The 13,784-nt window shown below is 53.2% G+C and carries 14 protein-coding genes; 4 read left to right on the top strand and 10 right to left on the bottom strand.

All coding sequences use genetic code 11. From position 1 onward, the window contains the following. Positions 1-30 precede the first annotated feature (30 nt). The 3 genes from ACEVG1_RS16190 to ACEVG1_RS16180 are packed head-to-tail and all read right to left on the bottom strand — an operon-like array spanning position 31 to position 3,233. On the bottom strand, positions 31-804 hold the full coding sequence (locus tag ACEVG1_RS16190; RefSeq protein ID WP_374744761.1) for a uroporphyrinogen-III synthase: 774 nt from the start codon (positions 802-804) through the stop codon (positions 31-33). Positions 805-814: 10 nt separating this feature from the next. Then, positions 815-1,798, bottom strand: coding sequence for a DUF4271 domain-containing protein (locus ACEVG1_RS16185; RefSeq protein WP_374744760.1), 984 nt, complete (start codon positions 1,796-1,798; stop codon positions 815-817). A 43-nt stretch (positions 1,799-1,841) separates the two neighbouring features. Beyond that, positions 1,842-3,233 carry a DUF1080 domain-containing protein gene (locus ACEVG1_RS16180; RefSeq protein ID WP_374744759.1) on the bottom strand — a complete coding sequence of 464 codons (1,392 nt, stop codon included), beginning with the start codon at positions 3,231-3,233 and terminating at the stop codon, positions 1,842-1,844. A 171-nt stretch (positions 3,234-3,404) separates the two neighbouring features. On the opposite strand from ACEVG1_RS16180, the gene ACEVG1_RS16175 reads away from it, so the two are divergent. After that, positions 3,405-3,764, top strand: coding sequence for an MGMT family protein (locus ACEVG1_RS16175; RefSeq protein ID WP_374744758.1), 360 nt, complete (start codon positions 3,405-3,407; stop codon positions 3,762-3,764). Here the strand turns inward: ACEVG1_RS16175 and ACEVG1_RS16170 are convergent. The 3 genes from ACEVG1_RS16170 to ACEVG1_RS16160 all read right to left on the bottom strand — a co-directional run bounded on the left by ACEVG1_RS16170 (position 3,747) and on the right by ACEVG1_RS16160 (position 6,923). Further along, positions 3,747-4,163 carry a CBS domain-containing protein gene (locus ACEVG1_RS16170; RefSeq protein WP_374744757.1) on the bottom strand — a complete coding sequence of 139 codons (417 nt, stop codon included), beginning with the start codon at positions 4,161-4,163 and terminating at the stop codon, positions 3,747-3,749. The genes ACEVG1_RS16175 and ACEVG1_RS16170 overlap by 18 nt on opposite strands. A 143-nt stretch (positions 4,164-4,306) precedes the next feature. After that, positions 4,307-4,873 carry a hypoxanthine phosphoribosyltransferase gene (gene hpt, locus ACEVG1_RS16165; RefSeq protein WP_374744756.1) on the bottom strand — a complete coding sequence of 189 codons (567 nt, stop codon included), beginning with the start codon at positions 4,871-4,873 and terminating at the stop codon, positions 4,307-4,309. Further along, entirely contained in the window at positions 4,860-6,923 is a 2,064-nt protein-coding gene (locus ACEVG1_RS16160; RefSeq protein ID WP_374744755.1) for a transglycosylase domain-containing protein, read from the bottom strand. The genes hpt and ACEVG1_RS16160 overlap by 14 nt, the downstream gene beginning before the upstream one ends. A 132-nt stretch (positions 6,924-7,055) precedes the next feature. On the opposite strand from ACEVG1_RS16160, the gene ACEVG1_RS16155 reads away from it, so the two are divergent. Next, positions 7,056-8,117: an Mrp/NBP35 family ATP-binding protein gene (locus ACEVG1_RS16155; protein WP_374744754.1), complete on the top strand. Its 1,062-nt coding sequence runs from the start codon at positions 7,056-7,058 to the stop codon at positions 8,115-8,117. A gap of 11 nt (positions 8,118-8,128) precedes the next feature. Continuing rightward, the gene (locus ACEVG1_RS16150) at positions 8,129-8,434 is read left to right on the top strand and encodes a SelT/SelW/SelH family protein (RefSeq protein ID WP_374744753.1); all 306 of its coding nucleotides are present in this window, start codon (positions 8,129-8,131) and stop codon (positions 8,432-8,434) included. 154 nt (positions 8,435-8,588) lie between these two features. Here ACEVG1_RS16150 and ACEVG1_RS16145 read toward each other — a convergent pair whose 3' ends face one another. From ACEVG1_RS16145 to ACEVG1_RS16130, 4 genes are all read right to left on the bottom strand, one after another. Continuing rightward, positions 8,589-9,482, bottom strand: coding sequence for a hydroxypyruvate isomerase family protein (locus tag ACEVG1_RS16145; RefSeq protein ID WP_374744752.1), 894 nt, complete (start codon positions 9,480-9,482; stop codon positions 8,589-8,591). 86 nt (positions 9,483-9,568) lie between these two features. Beyond that, positions 9,569-10,222 carry a hypothetical protein gene (locus ACEVG1_RS16140; protein ID WP_374744751.1) on the bottom strand — a complete coding sequence of 218 codons (654 nt, stop codon included), beginning with the start codon at positions 10,220-10,222 and terminating at the stop codon, positions 9,569-9,571. An 87-nt stretch (positions 10,223-10,309) separates the two neighbouring features. Then, positions 10,310-10,918, bottom strand: coding sequence for a fibronectin type III domain-containing protein (locus ACEVG1_RS16135; protein ID WP_374744750.1), 609 nt, complete (start codon positions 10,916-10,918; stop codon positions 10,310-10,312). 593 nt (positions 10,919-11,511) lie between these two features. Then, positions 11,512-12,474, bottom strand: a complete 963-nt coding sequence (locus ACEVG1_RS16130; RefSeq protein ID WP_374744749.1) for a helix-turn-helix domain-containing protein — start codon at positions 12,472-12,474, stop codon at positions 11,512-11,514. 189 nt (positions 12,475-12,663) lie between these two features. On the opposite strand from ACEVG1_RS16130, the gene ACEVG1_RS16125 reads away from it, so the two are divergent. Continuing rightward, on the top strand, positions 12,664-13,761 hold the full coding sequence (locus tag ACEVG1_RS16125; protein WP_374744748.1) for an efflux RND transporter periplasmic adaptor subunit: 1,098 nt from the start codon (positions 12,664-12,666) through the stop codon (positions 13,759-13,761). Positions 13,762-13,784: the final 23 nt, after the last annotated feature.

Raw genomic sequence — 13,784 nt, 5'->3', positions numbered from 1 at the left:
ACATCGTTGCTGTTTGGATGGTTCCGGCGGTTACTTGTTTGCTGCTTTGATATACTGCTCTACAGCCATGGTCATGCTCGGCGCCTCGGGTGTGGGGGCGGCAATATCGAGCAGCAACCCGCGGTCCAGTATAGCCTGGTGCGTGGTAGGGCCAAAGGCAGCCAACCGCGTATCGTTCTGTTTGAAGTCGGAGAAATTCTCAAAGAGCGACTGCACACTGGAAGGGCTGAAGAACACGATAATGTCGTAAAAAACATCCTTCAGGTCGGACAGGTCGCTTACTACCGTGCGGAAGAGTACCGCTGGCGTAACGTTATAGCCGTTGTCTTGAAGCCAGTTGTAGGTTTCCTCGTTGGCCACGTCCGAGCAGGGGTAAAGGAATTTCTCCTTGGCGTGTTTCTTCAACACATCAGAAAGATCTTGTGCCGTCTGCTTGCCGAAGAAAATTTTCCGCTTGCGGTATTGGATGTATTTTTGGAGGTACAGGGCAATGGTCTCCGAAAGGCAGAAATATTTCAGGTCTGCCGGCACTTCGTAGCGCATCTCCTCGCACACCCGGAAGAAATGGTCTGCGGCATTGCGGCTGGTGAAAATAACCGCCGTGAAATCCGCGAGGTTGATCCGTTGTTCTTTGCGGACATCGCGCCCCGGCACGCCTTCCACGTGGATGAATGCCCTGAAGTCGAGCTTGAGGTTATACTTCTGCGCCAAAGCAAAGTAAGGCGATTTTTCGTTCTCTGGTTTAGGCAACGTTACTAATATGCTTTTTACTTTCTTTGCTCTGTCTGCTTCTGGCACGTGCATGTTTCTTACGTTAAGAACCCAACACTTTTACTAAGATAAGTATGGGCGCGATTTCGAGGCAGCAAAGATACGTAAATAAATAAAATTTTGAAAACGGATAGTTTATAAGCAGGTTGCGGGCGGTCTTTGCAAAGCGGAACACAAACAGGCAGCATACGATGAAAAAGGCGGCCGGAACCACCCATGCCGCGTACGAGCGCGGTGACAAGCTCAACACCAGGATGATCGGAAGGAACACCAATGCGGCATTGAAATAGCTGAGGTATAGGATGGATACATATTCCCGTACCACCCGCCGCAGGTCGAATATGAAGCCGAGCAGCCGGGTGGCGATGATTTTGAGGATGAACAGGGCCATGACAAACAGCGAAATGCCAAAGAACCGCTCCACGCCTTGTTGCATACTGCTGTAACCATGCGGCTCGCTGCTTAGGTAAATAAACAGCCCCACTGCAAAACCGAACAGGATATAGAGGAACACAAAAGGCCACGAGCTATAGAGGGTGTCTTCCTTGTTGACCTGAAACAATACACGGTCGTTATAGAACGCCTGGATGATGGAGAGCACTTCGTTTGAAAAGGAAACGCGGACAATACCCAGGAAAAGGATCAGCAGGCCGATGGTGGCCAATACCCACGGCTCACGGCCGCGGCGTTCGGCATCGGTTTCGATGCCCTGCTCCAACCGGTGCATAAACGCCAGCCACGTCATGAAGTCGCCGTTTTGCACGATGACCTGCTTGCGCAGGCTATCGGCAAATGCATTGGGCCTATGAGGATTGGGCAAGCCGATGTATTGCATGGCCAGCGAATCGCCCACCCGTTTGATGGAGTCGGCCAGCCGTATTTTTTCGGCCAGTTGCACCTGCCTTATGGAATCCTGCGGCGAGCGGTAGCGTGTTTGCTGCATAGCTACGCTGATGGGTGCCGCGTGCACAACGGCAACCCCGGCCATCGCCCAAACCAACAGCGGTACCCAATGCCAATACTTCATTTACCTACGCTATGAGCCTGTAAAGGTAGGCAAAATCGGATGGTTATAGGGCCTTAATTTTCAGGTTGCGGAAACTGACGCGGTCACCGTGGTCTTGCAACAGGATATGTCCACTGTCGGCTTGGCCGAAGTTTTCCCAATCCTTATACTTGCTCTCGCTGACCAATTGCTTATAGGTTTCCGAACCGCGCTGGTACTGCACCACCTGCTCGCCATTGAGGTAATGGGTTACGGTGTTATCCGGCTGCACCACGAGCCGGCCTTTGTTCCATTCGCCTATTTTGCGTTGCGCACGGTTGGTCTTGTTGGCCTTGATGAGGTCATACAGCGAGGCCAGTGTGCGGTTGCCGTCTTTTCCCATCTTGGCGTCCGGGTGCTGCTTATCATCCAGTATCTGGTACTCCAGCCCGATGGCCGACCCGGTGTTGTGCTCGGAAAGCGTAACGAAATACTTGACGCCGCTGTTGGCCCCTTCGGTAAGTTTAAACTCAAAGGAAAGGTCGAATGCGCTGTACTGATCGGTCGTAACGATATCGCCGCCGTTGGTCGATTCGCTGCCATCAGCAGGGAGGACCGTGAGGGCACCGTCTTTGATTTCCCATCCATTGGCGGGGAAGGCATCTTTGTATGCGCCCACCCAACCCGCGTTGCTATGGCCATCGAAGAGGAGTTTATACCCGTTTTGCTCTTCGTAGGCGGAGAGGCTATTGGGCGTGAGGTTGACGGGATAGATGCCTGCGGGGAAATCCTGCGGCTGCAGGTTTTCGGTCTGTATACGGATGTTCTTGAAATATACTTTCTTGCCCGCCAGCGCCTCGTCGCCGATGCTGTGCACCTGCAGGCCGATGAATCCGGTGGCATCGAGCGTATCGACCACGTAGGCCACGGGGGTGCCGTTTACCCAGGTTTTGGTCTCGTTGCCGATGGCTTCTATGCGGATGAGGTTAAAGGCTTCTTTTTTATAGGCCGTTTTGGCCTGTTCGTTGAGGTCGAGCGGATATAGCCACCCGCGCCTGGCCTCGTCGTAAATGCCGCCGGTCCACGCACGGTTGCCGGGGTCGATCTCTACCTGCCTGCCGTAAACACGGCCACGGCCTTCGTTGGCGGCTTCGTCGAGGTGGCTCCGTGTCTGGATGCCCGAATTGGTGGTTTCGCCCTCCAATTTAACCTCCAGTTCGAGGATGAAGTCGCCGTATTCTTTTTCGGTGATCAGAAAGGAGTTGGGGGTGCCGGCGGTCATGGTGCCCACGATGGCGCCGTCTTCGATGGAATAGGGTGCTTCGCCGCCCACGCGTTTCCAGCCGTTGAGGGTTTCGCCGTCGAACAGGGGGTGCCAGTTGTCGGCCGGAGCCGTGTTGCACGAAGTGAGGGCGAGGCCGATGAGTAAGGCGGCTAGCGGTGCCCGGGAGGTTGTCGTTGTACGTATTTTCATCATACTGTAGTTGGTAGACACGCGGCAAAATAAGTTGGTTGGCAGTTTTCCATCCGAAACGGTTAGCTTTGTGTCATTGATTATAAATGATTTTGCATCCAATTATACGGTTTTTATAGCTATAGATACGGATGTGGGGTCCTTTTTTTACGAAAACGATATCGTAAAGCAGCGATGGCAACAACGAAGATCGATGATTTTTTTGGGCAGGTGTATGGTATTGTACGGCAGATTCCGGAGGGGCGTGTGACGTCTTATGGTGCGATAGCCCGTGCATTGGGGGCGGGCGGCTCATCACGTATGGTGGGCTATGCCATGCGGGCGGCGGGGAGTGCACGACCACCGGTACCTGCCCACCGGGTGGTGAACCGCGTGGGACTGCTAACCGGGAAACGGGCGTTCGGTAGCCCTACGATGATGGCGCAATTGCTGGAAAACGAAGGGGTGGCAGTCGTCGATGACAAGGTGGCAGATTTCGACCGGGTATTCTGGGACCCACAGGCTTGCGACGGTGCGTTAACGGGTGTTGAGTAAGAAGAGCACGAGGTCGTTGATGTCTACGAAGCCCACGGGTTTACCTTCATGCACGGTGGGTAGGGCAGCAAATGCACTTACCGCCATCAGTTCCGCAACGTCTTCTACCGTGGCGGAAAGTGGAATGTGCGGGGTGCCGCGTTCCATCACCTGACCAGCCTGTAGCATATCGAATATGCCCATCTCGATTCCATCGCCCTCATTGAACTCGTAACCGAAGGCTAGTTGCTTGATGGTTTTGCGGCTGATGATGCCCACAATTTCGCTTTGCTCCATGATGGTGACGTGCGCGAGTGCATGGTTTTTCATGAGTTGGTAGACCCTGCTAAGCCGATCGGTCGACTGGGCCGTGATCGTGGTTTTACGTACGATGTCGGTGACGGGGGATTTTTTTCTCATTCCACTCATTCGTGTTAATCCTTGGAATACAATATTTATTCCAGTTTTCTTTTGGTTAACGATCGTTTACAAAATTATCCGCAAAGGAAATGAATCGGTGGTTGCCCATGGATGATGGCTGGCATCCGAAAGAATGATGCTGATCATTTTGCGGGCACGACTTCGCGATAGATATCCGGTAGGGTGCGGCCGATGCCCCCGTAGTCCAACCCGTATCCTACAACAAATTCGTTGTCGATTTCGAACCCTACGTAAGCGATGTTGTCGAAGGAGTGCTGCAATGCCTTCGGCTTCAGCAACAGCGTGCATACGGCCACGGAGGCTGGTTTTTGTGCATAGACCGCATCGAGTGTATGCCTGAGCGAATTGCCGGTATCCACGATGTCCTCTACGATGACGACCTCGCGGCCTTCGAGGTTGCAGTCGAGTCCGATGAGCTCGCTTACTTGGTCCCGCTGGGAGGTGCCTTCATAAGACGCGAGTTTTACGAAGGATATCTCGCTGGCAATATGGATTTGTTTCATCAGGTCGGCCATGACCATGAAACAGCCGTTGAGCACACCGATGAAAACGGGGTGCTGGTTTTCATAGGTTACATTCAGCTGTATGCCGATTAGCCGGATGCGCTTCTTGATCTGGTTATAGTCGATAATGCGCTCAAATTGCTTTTGATTGATCGTGATGTTCATCCGCTCGTTAGGGGTTTTCACTGTTTGACGTGTTGAAGATGCGGTCTAACAAACCACGTACATGCTCCAACTCGTTTTCGAAATCGGTGGGCGGTTGCTCCAGTTGCAACGTATCGATAACCGGTCTTTCGGGGCGCAACGGTTCGCGCAGGCTCACGGCGTAGAACCCGTAACTGCCCGATGAATCGGCCGGCGCCAAGCCACGGCGGGCCATGATATTGCCGATATAACTGAAATACGAGGCGATGTAAGGCTTGAGTTGCCCTTCGTAGTTGAATGAATACAGCCCCGTTTTCGGCCGGGGTACAATGCTCGCCAGGTATATGCTCTCACCGAGTGTGAGTTGAGCGGGATGCTTGCCGAAATAGTAACGGGCGGCTTCGGAAATACCGTACACGTTGCGGCCCCATTCAATGATGTTGAGGTATACTTCGTACATCCGTTCCTTGCTTACCGCGTGTGTGCTTTCCATCAGCCAAACGATGAGGATTTCCTCCAATTTGCGGACAATGGTCTTGTTGCGGTTGAGGAATACGTTTTTGACCAGTTGCATGGAGATGGTGCTGCCGCCCCGTTTGAAGGCTTTTTCTTTGAAGTTGATGGCAATCGACGACCGGATGGCCTCTTCAACAAAGCCGTTGTGGCTGAAAAAAGAGGGGTCTTCCGTGGTGAGGATGGCATTTTTGAGGTACGGCGATATGTCGGCCAACGGCACGAATTGGGGGTTTTGGGGGCCTACTACGATATCGCGTACGGGCTTCTCGTCTTCATAAGGCGTGTAGGTAAAGGTGGTGTTTATCTCGGGGATATGGGCATGCCCCCAGGCATTGACCTTGAAATCGTGTTGCTCCATGTGCGAGTCGAACCGGACGCTATCGGGGTTGGTGGTATCAAGGAATGCATCGAGTTTGTATTGGATGCGGCCCGATACCCGTATGCCTTCGAGTGATTCGAAAAGCCCTTTCGGAAAGGCGTCAAACAGGTCTTGGGCCTCCATCTCGGGTGTTTCCAGCCCCAAAGCGTAGGTTTTGTGAGGCTGCGTGTTGTACCGTATGTATGGGTGTACCACCAGGTTTTCTACGGTAACCGTGGATGCGTTGGACAATTCCACGTGATCGCCGCCCACGATGACTTCGGCATCGATATGCGCATCGGGCAAGGTCACCTCCTCCTGGGCAATGCGCCAATGGTTGATGTGGAGATTCTTGACCGTCCATTCCCCTTTGATATGCAGGAGTTCGTTGTGGGTCCAATAAACTTCCCGCAGGCGCGTCTCGATGGTGTCAAAGCTTAGCTTCAGGCCCAACTTGCGTTCCAGCAGGGGCAGAGCGATGCGTTGCCCGTTGGCGTGTGCTTTTATATAAAGCTGGCGCCGGTTGGGATTCAACTTCCCCTCGATCTGCCAGGCAGCCTCGTTGTCGTTGAGGTATACGGACGTGGTGAGGTTGCCGTTGTCGATGTCGGCTTGGGGTACACTGATCTGTTGCTCGGTGCTATCGTCGCGGTAGGTGAGGGTGAAGTCGCGCAGATCCATATCCTCCGGGATCTTGTAAAGCACGTTGTTGAGCATGCGGTTCGCGGCCTGTGCCAGGTTAACGGTTGTTTCGGTGCGCGGCTCTTCCGGCGTTAGCGGGGTGGTGTGCAAGGTATCGGCGCTCCGGAAGAGAAAGTCGTAATTGCTGACACTGTCTTTTTTGATAAGTTGCACGTGGGCGTCGTGCCCGCGCAGCCGCCCGAACCGGACATCGCCCGTAAGCAACGGGAAAAGCTTGATGCTGACGGATAGCTCTTCGATGGTAGCCAATGGTTGCCGCCCGTGCGGTACAAGGGCCATGCTTTCGAAGGTTACGGTGGTAAGGCCGGAGAAATAGGCGCTGCCCACCTCCAGATCGATCTGGTAATCGTGGGCCAGTTTGGATTGGATGCGCTCCATGGTGGCCGCCAGCAACGCCTCGCGCTTGTGGTAGGCCACGGTACCGGCGATGACGCCTGCTACCACAAACACACCCACTATCGTGCCGCCAATGATCAGCTGCTTCCGGGTAACCCTGCTCAAAAATCGCCTAACCATACCAATTGCCACAAAAACGAATTTATTTGGAACCGAAATAAGGGATAATTATGATTAAAAACAAAGATATGACAAGTTTGTGTTTGGCTTTCGCTAGTTTTGTAACAGTATAATATATAGTGATACGGAGCGATGATTACGAAAGAACAGGTGCTGCACGCGCTGAGCCATGTAGATGATCCCGACCTCAAAAAGGACCTGGTAACCCTCAAGATGATTGAAAATGTGGAAATCACTCCCTCGACCATCCGCTTCGATGTGGTCCTTACCACACCGGCCTGCCCCCTCAAAGGGCACATCGAGCATGCGTGCCGAAATGCCATCGCGCTCTTTGTTGATAAAGACATCGCCGTTGACATCAACATGACGTCGCGGGTAGTCGGAATGCAGAGTAACCAGTTGCCCAACATCAAAAACATTATCCTTGTCGCTTCCGGTAAAGGGGGCGTGGGCAAGTCGACCGTAGCTGCCAATCTCGCGCTGGCTTTGCAAGCCAATGGTGCCAAGACCGGCTTGATCGACGCGGATATATACGGGCCTTCCGTGCCCATCATGTTTGGGGTGGAAGGCGCGCGGCCCAAGGCCACCAAAACCGAAACGGGTAAAACAAAAATCGAACCGATAGAAAAATACGGGTTGAAATTGCTGTCGATCGGTTTTTTCACAGACCCCAACCAGCCGGTGCCATGGCGTGGCCCGATGGTGAGCACGGCCGTAAAACAGCTGTTTAACGATGCGGAATGGGGCGAATTGGACTACCTCGTGGTGGATTTGCCCCCCGGTACGGGCGACGTACACATCACCGTGGCGCAGGGCTTTCCGATCTCGGGGGCGGTTGTGGTTACCACCCCACAAAATGTAGCACTTTCGGATGCGGTGCGTGGCATCGGTATGTTTCTCATGGACTCCATCAACATCCCGCTGCTGGGTGTGGTGGAAAACATGGCTTACTTTACGCCCGCCGAACTGCCCGACAATAAGTACTACATCTTCGGCAAGGATGGGGGCAAGCGGCTAGCCGAACGGTTCGACGCACCGTTCCTCGGCGAGATACCCTTGGTAAAAAGCATCAGCGATTCGGGCGATAATGGATTGCCCGTTGTGATGGACGAAGAGAATCCGGCCCGCGCTGCATTTCTTGAGATTGCGGGCAAAGTGGCACAGCAACTGGCCATCAACCAAGTGGTGGCATGAGGTAAAAGGAGATGAAACCGACAATCACGATAACCTATTGTCCCAAATGCGGATGGCTCCTGCGGTCGTCATATCTGGCGTCCGAACTGCTTACCACGTTTGCCGACGAACTCAACGGGGTGCTGCTGAAACCCGCGGAGAAGGCCGGCGAGTTCCGTATTTCCATTGATAACGAACCCCTGGTGGACCGGAAAACCGATGGCGGATTCCCCGAAATCACCGCGTTGAAGCGATTGGTACGCGACCGCGTTGCACCCCGAAAATCGCTTGGACACGCGGATCGGGGCAACAGAGAAACGGATGCAGAAAAAAAGTGAAAAAATAATTTGGATAGTGTAAAAAATACACTACCTTTGTGTCATCATAATTTAGGTTTATAATTGGTTAGTAAAGGTTTCCATTCTCCCCGTTTGGAAACCTTTCATTTTTTAGGGGAATACCTTGCTCCCTATACCGTTCCGAAGCACTTACTCATACATCACAGATACGGATAGCTTGTGCCAGGGAGTTGAGCGGTTCCGGCTGCTTAGGGATAAATTCCTGCGCAACGTAGCCCTTGAACCCGGTTTCGGCAATGGCCCGCATGATAGCGGGGTAATGGAGTTCCTGCGTTTCATCTATTTCGTTGCGGCCCGGTACGCCGCCCGTATGGTAATGGGCGATATAAGGATGGTACTTGCGGATGGTGGCAATCACGTCGCCCTCCATGATTTGCATGTGGTAGATATCGTAAAGCAGTTTGAACCGGTCCGATCCCACGGCATCGCACAGGGCGGCACCCCATGCGGTGTGGTCGCACTGGTAATCGGCATGGTCTACCTTGCTATTGAGCAATTCCATCACTAACGTGACCCCGTGCTGTTCGGCGGTATCCATGAGCCGTTTCAGGCCGGTGGCACAATGCCGGATGCCCTGTTCATCGTCTAGTCCGCGGCGGTTGCCCGAAAAGCAGATGATCTGGTCATAACCTGCTGCCGCGACTTGCGGGATGAGGTTTTCATAGCTGGCTACCAATTCGTCGTGCAGGGCCGGGTCATTGAACCCTTCGGTAATGCCCTTGCCGGCGCCATGGGGCATGGCGGCATGCAAGCCGTACTGCTTCAATACAGGCCATTCGTTGGGGCCGACCAGATCGATGGCCGTGATGCCGATTTCTTTGGCTGCCTCACAGAGTGATTCCAACGGGACGGAAGGATAGCACCAGCGGCATACGGAATGGTTAATGCGCCCTTTCCAGGGTAATGGCAAGGCTTTTTCCGCGGCGGCGACCCGTTGGAATAGATCGGTTGCCATCACCGCGGTGGTGCCAGCCGCTACGGCTTTCAAAGCACTTCTCCTCGAGAAAAGTTGTGGAGCGGATTTCATGATGGATAATTGTTTGTGGTCACATAATCTGTTTCGGTGTAAACCTACGTAAAATAGGAGAAACAATCGTGCCGGGGAAGGCATTTTTATACATTGTGTAGCAGCTTCTCGTCGAAATCCGCGGCCTGTTCGATCAGGCATTCCACGTTGTAGGCCAATTCGGTAAAATCGTCTGTCAAGGCACCCATTTCATCCAGGTACAGGATTTCCTGCTTTTTAACAAAGGCCAGTTCGTGCCGGAAGTCTTCCAGGTCGTGGTCGAAAAAAACGATATCGACCGAGCAATCGGCATGCCGGGCAACGGTTTCATGGAACCGCGGGAATGCGTTTTCGTCCATCCATTCGTCCTGCGCCATGCAATAGTCCTCATAGTCAATGAATACCTTGGTCTCGTCGATTAATTCGGGCACCAGCACGTTCAAGTTGCCATCCAACTGGGCCAGCAGCGCTTTGAGTTGGCTGTACACGGTATCGCGTAATGGGTTTGAGGGAATCATGACCTTCAGGTGATCAAATTTATGGGTAGCCAGGTCGAAGAGCCGTTCGATGGCTTCGATGCGGTACCGGAACCCGGGGACCAATTTCCGGCCCCGCTGTGCGCGTTGCAACCGTTCCCAGGCGCGGTCGTGGATTTCGTGGTAGCATTGCAAGGTTTCGGTTTCGAACTCCGGAGCTTCCTTCGTGCGGTCGTACCGCAGTGTGATGGTACGCAGGGGGTGATTGGTGGATATCGTTTCCATATTTATTGTCATAAAAGTACGATTTAATTACATCCGATGTGATAAAAAAGGGGAAAGCCGGCTCGCCCGGCTTTCCACCTTACAGTGTTACACCACGATGGCCTTCGTAATGTCGCTGAAATTGAGGGTCGTGTCCCTGCTGATGTAAGAGACCCGGAATTCATACTCCTGCAGCATGTCCAGGCCGCTGAGTTGCAGCGTCGACTTGCTGTAAAGCAAGCCATCCCAGCTTTCCGATCCAGCCTTGCGGTACTCGTAGCGGTACAGCCGCGCGGGTTTCCAGGGTTTCACCTTCAGCAGCAGGATGCCTGTGCCTACCTGCACGTGTTCCACGCGCAGGTTTTCGGCCTTCGGTGTGTGGCCTACCCGGTTCGTGGACGGCTGCCCCACGTCATACCCTGCCGCCAGGATGGTGGCCGGGTCGCCCTGGGCCACGGCATCCACGTAGTGGGAGAGTCGGTAGACGGCTTCCTGGAGCTCTTGGCCCCGCTGTTTCTTGAGGATCACCGCCCGCTTGTCGCGGAAGGTAGCCTCGGCAAATGCGTCGCGGTAAGCCGTGATGCTGCTTTCCAACGCCGTCAGGTCGGGAATCGGCGCGGGGAATAGGTCCGCATTTTCTGTCATCTTCAAAAAGATGTGTTCAGCATAGCGCAATAGTCCGGCTGCGTCTTTGCTCGTAAAAATTGGTTTTGCCATTTTGTTTCTTTTTTTGGCGTTAAACATTTAATGAATTACTTCTTGTACTAGCACACCACAAAAGTGCGGTATCGGAAAGGGCAAAAGGTTCGTTTTTGCGCCAAATTCCGGGGGGTACCAAAAAAGTGCTGGCGCAAAAACGAACCTTTTTCAATTCAATTTTTGATGATTTTTCATTGAAAAACGAGGTTTTCGATGGTTTTTGGGTGGTTTTATGACCAAATTAATCCGTTTATCTCGAAAATACGCGAGCTACACTTTTTATCAGGATAGGTAGCTCGCAGGGAAAAAGAGGCTCCCGTTTCTATGGAAAAGGTAGCGTCCAAGAAAAATCAGGCAGCTTTCCTTCGTTAACGGCTACCAGTTTAAATCAAAGAAGGAGCCTCGGGGTTAGCAGGGGGAGTGTGTTGGAAAAAACAGGCCGTTTTCCTGGCTTAACGGCTATCCGTTTAAACGGAAGAAGGAGCTTTCAAAAAAAAGCAGCTGGCTAGCCGGGTCGAACCGCTATCTTTTTAATTAGATGGGGTTGCTTGCCCGTAAAACAGGCTGGCTTGCACGCCGAATCAGCGTGCTCATGACATACAATAGCCAGTTTATTTGCGCGGCAGTATGGCTTTACGCTCTTCGCGGGGCGACCGGTGGAATTGTTTTCGGTATTGGGTAGCGAAATGTTTGCCGTTTGGAAATTGTAATATCACTGCCACTTCCTCCACCGACAGTTCGGGCTTTTTGCGCAGCAGCTCCCGTGCTTTGTGCAGGCGCAATGTGCGGATGGCCGTGTTGAAGGTAACCGATCGTCCTTCAAAGGCCCGGTTGAGTTGCCTCACGGAGCAGTTGCATTCCGCGGCGACTGTTTCCCGGTTCAGGCCCTCGTCCATATAATGCCGTTGGATATAGGCAACGACCTGGTGGTACAGCAGCATGAGCGCTTGCTCCCCGCCCGGTTCGCGTGGTTTCTCCAGTTGTTGGGCGTAGGCCCCGTATAGGTGGGCCAGCAGCTGGCCAATGTGGTGTGGCGTAGTGAACGGGCCAAACGTCAACTTGGAGAACGCATCCAAGTGTCGCCTGTCGGCAAAAGTGATGGCATAAGCCGCCCAGTCGTTTTGCGGACCATCGTGCTGCTCCCGCAGCGGCGCCAACTCCGCCAATAGCAGCTGCCGGGACGGTCCCGATAATCCCAACAGCAAGACCCATTGCTTTTCGGCAGCCAGCGTGAGCGGATAGTCGTTTGCGCCCGTAGCAAATGAAAATAGTGTTTCAGGCTGGCTAACGTGCCCATCGGGGAACGACACCTTGCCATGGAACTGCAGGCAGAGCCACAGCACCTCTGTATCGGTTGCGGGCAGGGCAAAGGCCATCATCTCCAGAGGCCGGCCTTTCAGTTCGCACAGCATAAAATCAGGGGTCTCAAACTGGATGAGCGATAGCCGCTGGTCGAGCTTGCGCCGCGTAGTCTGGTGCAATACCGCCAGGTGCATCCCGTTGAAGGAGTCCCTGGTGCCGGGTCGCGACGAAACGGTCTCCCGCCAACGATGGAGTAGATTCTTCTCGGGCATCTTTTCATTAGGTTTTTACTGAACAAGCCCAATATAGGAATAATTTTATTTTAGCACCCTACGAATTTGGTCCTAAAATGTATCAGGATAATTACAGTTTTTTTCTACCTTTGAAAGTAATGACCGTAAGCATACTGTAGCGGTATTACCCTAATTATTACAAATAACCAAGAAATTAATTGCCAAATTGTGTCTTATTCCAAGTTTTCCTTTCCGAACATGCTACGCCTGTGCGCCTTTCTATCATGGGGTGTCATCGCGATTTCTTGCCAACAAGCCCAGCCAACAGAAAATCAGCCCATTGCTGAAACCTCACTCCTGCAAGCGACGGAACAGCCCACCGAGGTTGAAACCGTCACATTGGAGAAAACGTCATTCCATCAGGAACTGATTGCCAATGGCCGATTGAGTGCTATCCGAAAAGCAGATCTGCGGTTCCGGGCGGATGGCACGGTAGAACAACTTCATATGACCGAAGGCAATCGGGTACAAGCAGGCCAGTTGTTAGCGAACCTCAATGACGAAACCCAGCAGCAGGCATTGCAGCATGCAGCGCTGCGGCGGCAGAAGGCCGTGATGGACTATGAAGACCAACTCCTACGTTTGGGGTACCGTGCGGCCGATACCGCCGCACTCGACGAGGAGGTGAAACAAATTGCCCGGCTCCGTAGCGGGCTCAGCGATGCCCTGCTCGAATGGCGCAAAGCGGAGAAGGACGTCCATCACACGAAGTTATACGCCCCATTTGCCGGAAAGATAGCGAACCTGAAAGCAAAGGAATACAATAACACGGCAGGCTTGGATTACGTATGTTCGTTGATTGACGACCGCGAGCTTCAGGTAGAATTTGCGGTGTTGGAGCAGGAACTTGATTTTGTTAAGCACGCCAAGTCCGTGCGTGTAACCGCCTTCAGTGAAAAGGATAGGGCTTACGAAGGTAAGGTGACGAGCATCAATCCACAGGTGGACAGATCAGGGATGGTGATGGTGAAGGCCGTGATTAAAAACCCGGATGGCGGATTGATTGATGGCATGGGGGTGAGCGTGGTTGTATCCCGCGACTTCGGCGACCAATTGAGTGTGCCCAAAGAGGCGGTGCTCGACCGCCAGGGCCGGAAAGTCGTCTTTACCGCCACCGACGGCGGTACAGCCTATTGGAACTATGTGGAGATCAGCCACGAAAACAGCACCCATTACGCCATCAAGGACGGCCTGAAACCCGGTGACCGGGTGATTTACTCGGGCAACTTCAACCTGGCGCACGATAAGCCCATCACGGTACAGTAGGATAATCCGTAAAATCCAAGGCA

Source organism: Parapedobacter sp. 2B3 (genome assembly GCF_041925275.1).
Classification (GTDB): domain Bacteria; phylum Bacteroidota; class Bacteroidia; order Sphingobacteriales; family Sphingobacteriaceae; genus Parapedobacter; species Parapedobacter pyrenivorans_A.
The sequence above is the reverse complement of the archived record's forward strand: the minus strand, read 5'-3'. Positions and strand labels throughout refer to the sequence as shown.

Coding starts and splice junctions, on each gene's coding strand:
- ACEVG1_RS16190 (WP_374744761.1), bottom strand. CDS start 804: ATGCACGTGCCAGAAGCAGACAGAGCAAAGAAAGTAAAAAGCATATTA.
- ACEVG1_RS16185 (WP_374744760.1), bottom strand. CDS start 1,798: ATGAAGTATTGGCATTGGGTACCGCTGTTGGTTTGGGCGATGGCCGGG.
- ACEVG1_RS16180 (WP_374744759.1), bottom strand. CDS start 3,233: ATGATGAAAATACGTACAACGACAACCTCCCGGGCACCGCTAGCCGCC.
- ACEVG1_RS16175 (WP_374744758.1), top strand. CDS start 3,405: ATGGCAACAACGAAGATCGATGATTTTTTTGGGCAGGTGTATGGTATT.
- ACEVG1_RS16170 (WP_374744757.1), bottom strand. CDS start 4,163: ATGAGAAAAAAATCCCCCGTCACCGACATCGTACGTAAAACCACGATC.
- ACEVG1_RS16160 (WP_374744755.1), bottom strand. CDS start 6,923: ATGGTTAGGCGATTTTTGAGCAGGGTTACCCGGAAGCAGCTGATCATT.
- ACEVG1_RS16155 (WP_374744754.1), top strand. CDS start 7,056: ATGATTACGAAAGAACAGGTGCTGCACGCGCTGAGCCATGTAGATGAT.
- ACEVG1_RS16150 (WP_374744753.1), top strand. CDS start 8,129: ATGAAACCGACAATCACGATAACCTATTGTCCCAAATGCGGATGGCTC.
- ACEVG1_RS16145 (WP_374744752.1), bottom strand. CDS start 9,482: ATGAAATCCGCTCCACAACTTTTCTCGAGGAGAAGTGCTTTGAAAGCC.
- ACEVG1_RS16140 (WP_374744751.1), bottom strand. CDS start 10,222: ATGGAAACGATATCCACCAATCACCCCCTGCGTACCATCACACTGCGG.
- ACEVG1_RS16135 (WP_374744750.1), bottom strand. CDS start 10,918: ATGGCAAAACCAATTTTTACGAGCAAAGACGCAGCCGGACTATTGCGC.
- ACEVG1_RS16130 (WP_374744749.1), bottom strand. CDS start 12,474: ATGCCCGAGAAGAATCTACTCCATCGTTGGCGGGAGACCGTTTCGTCG.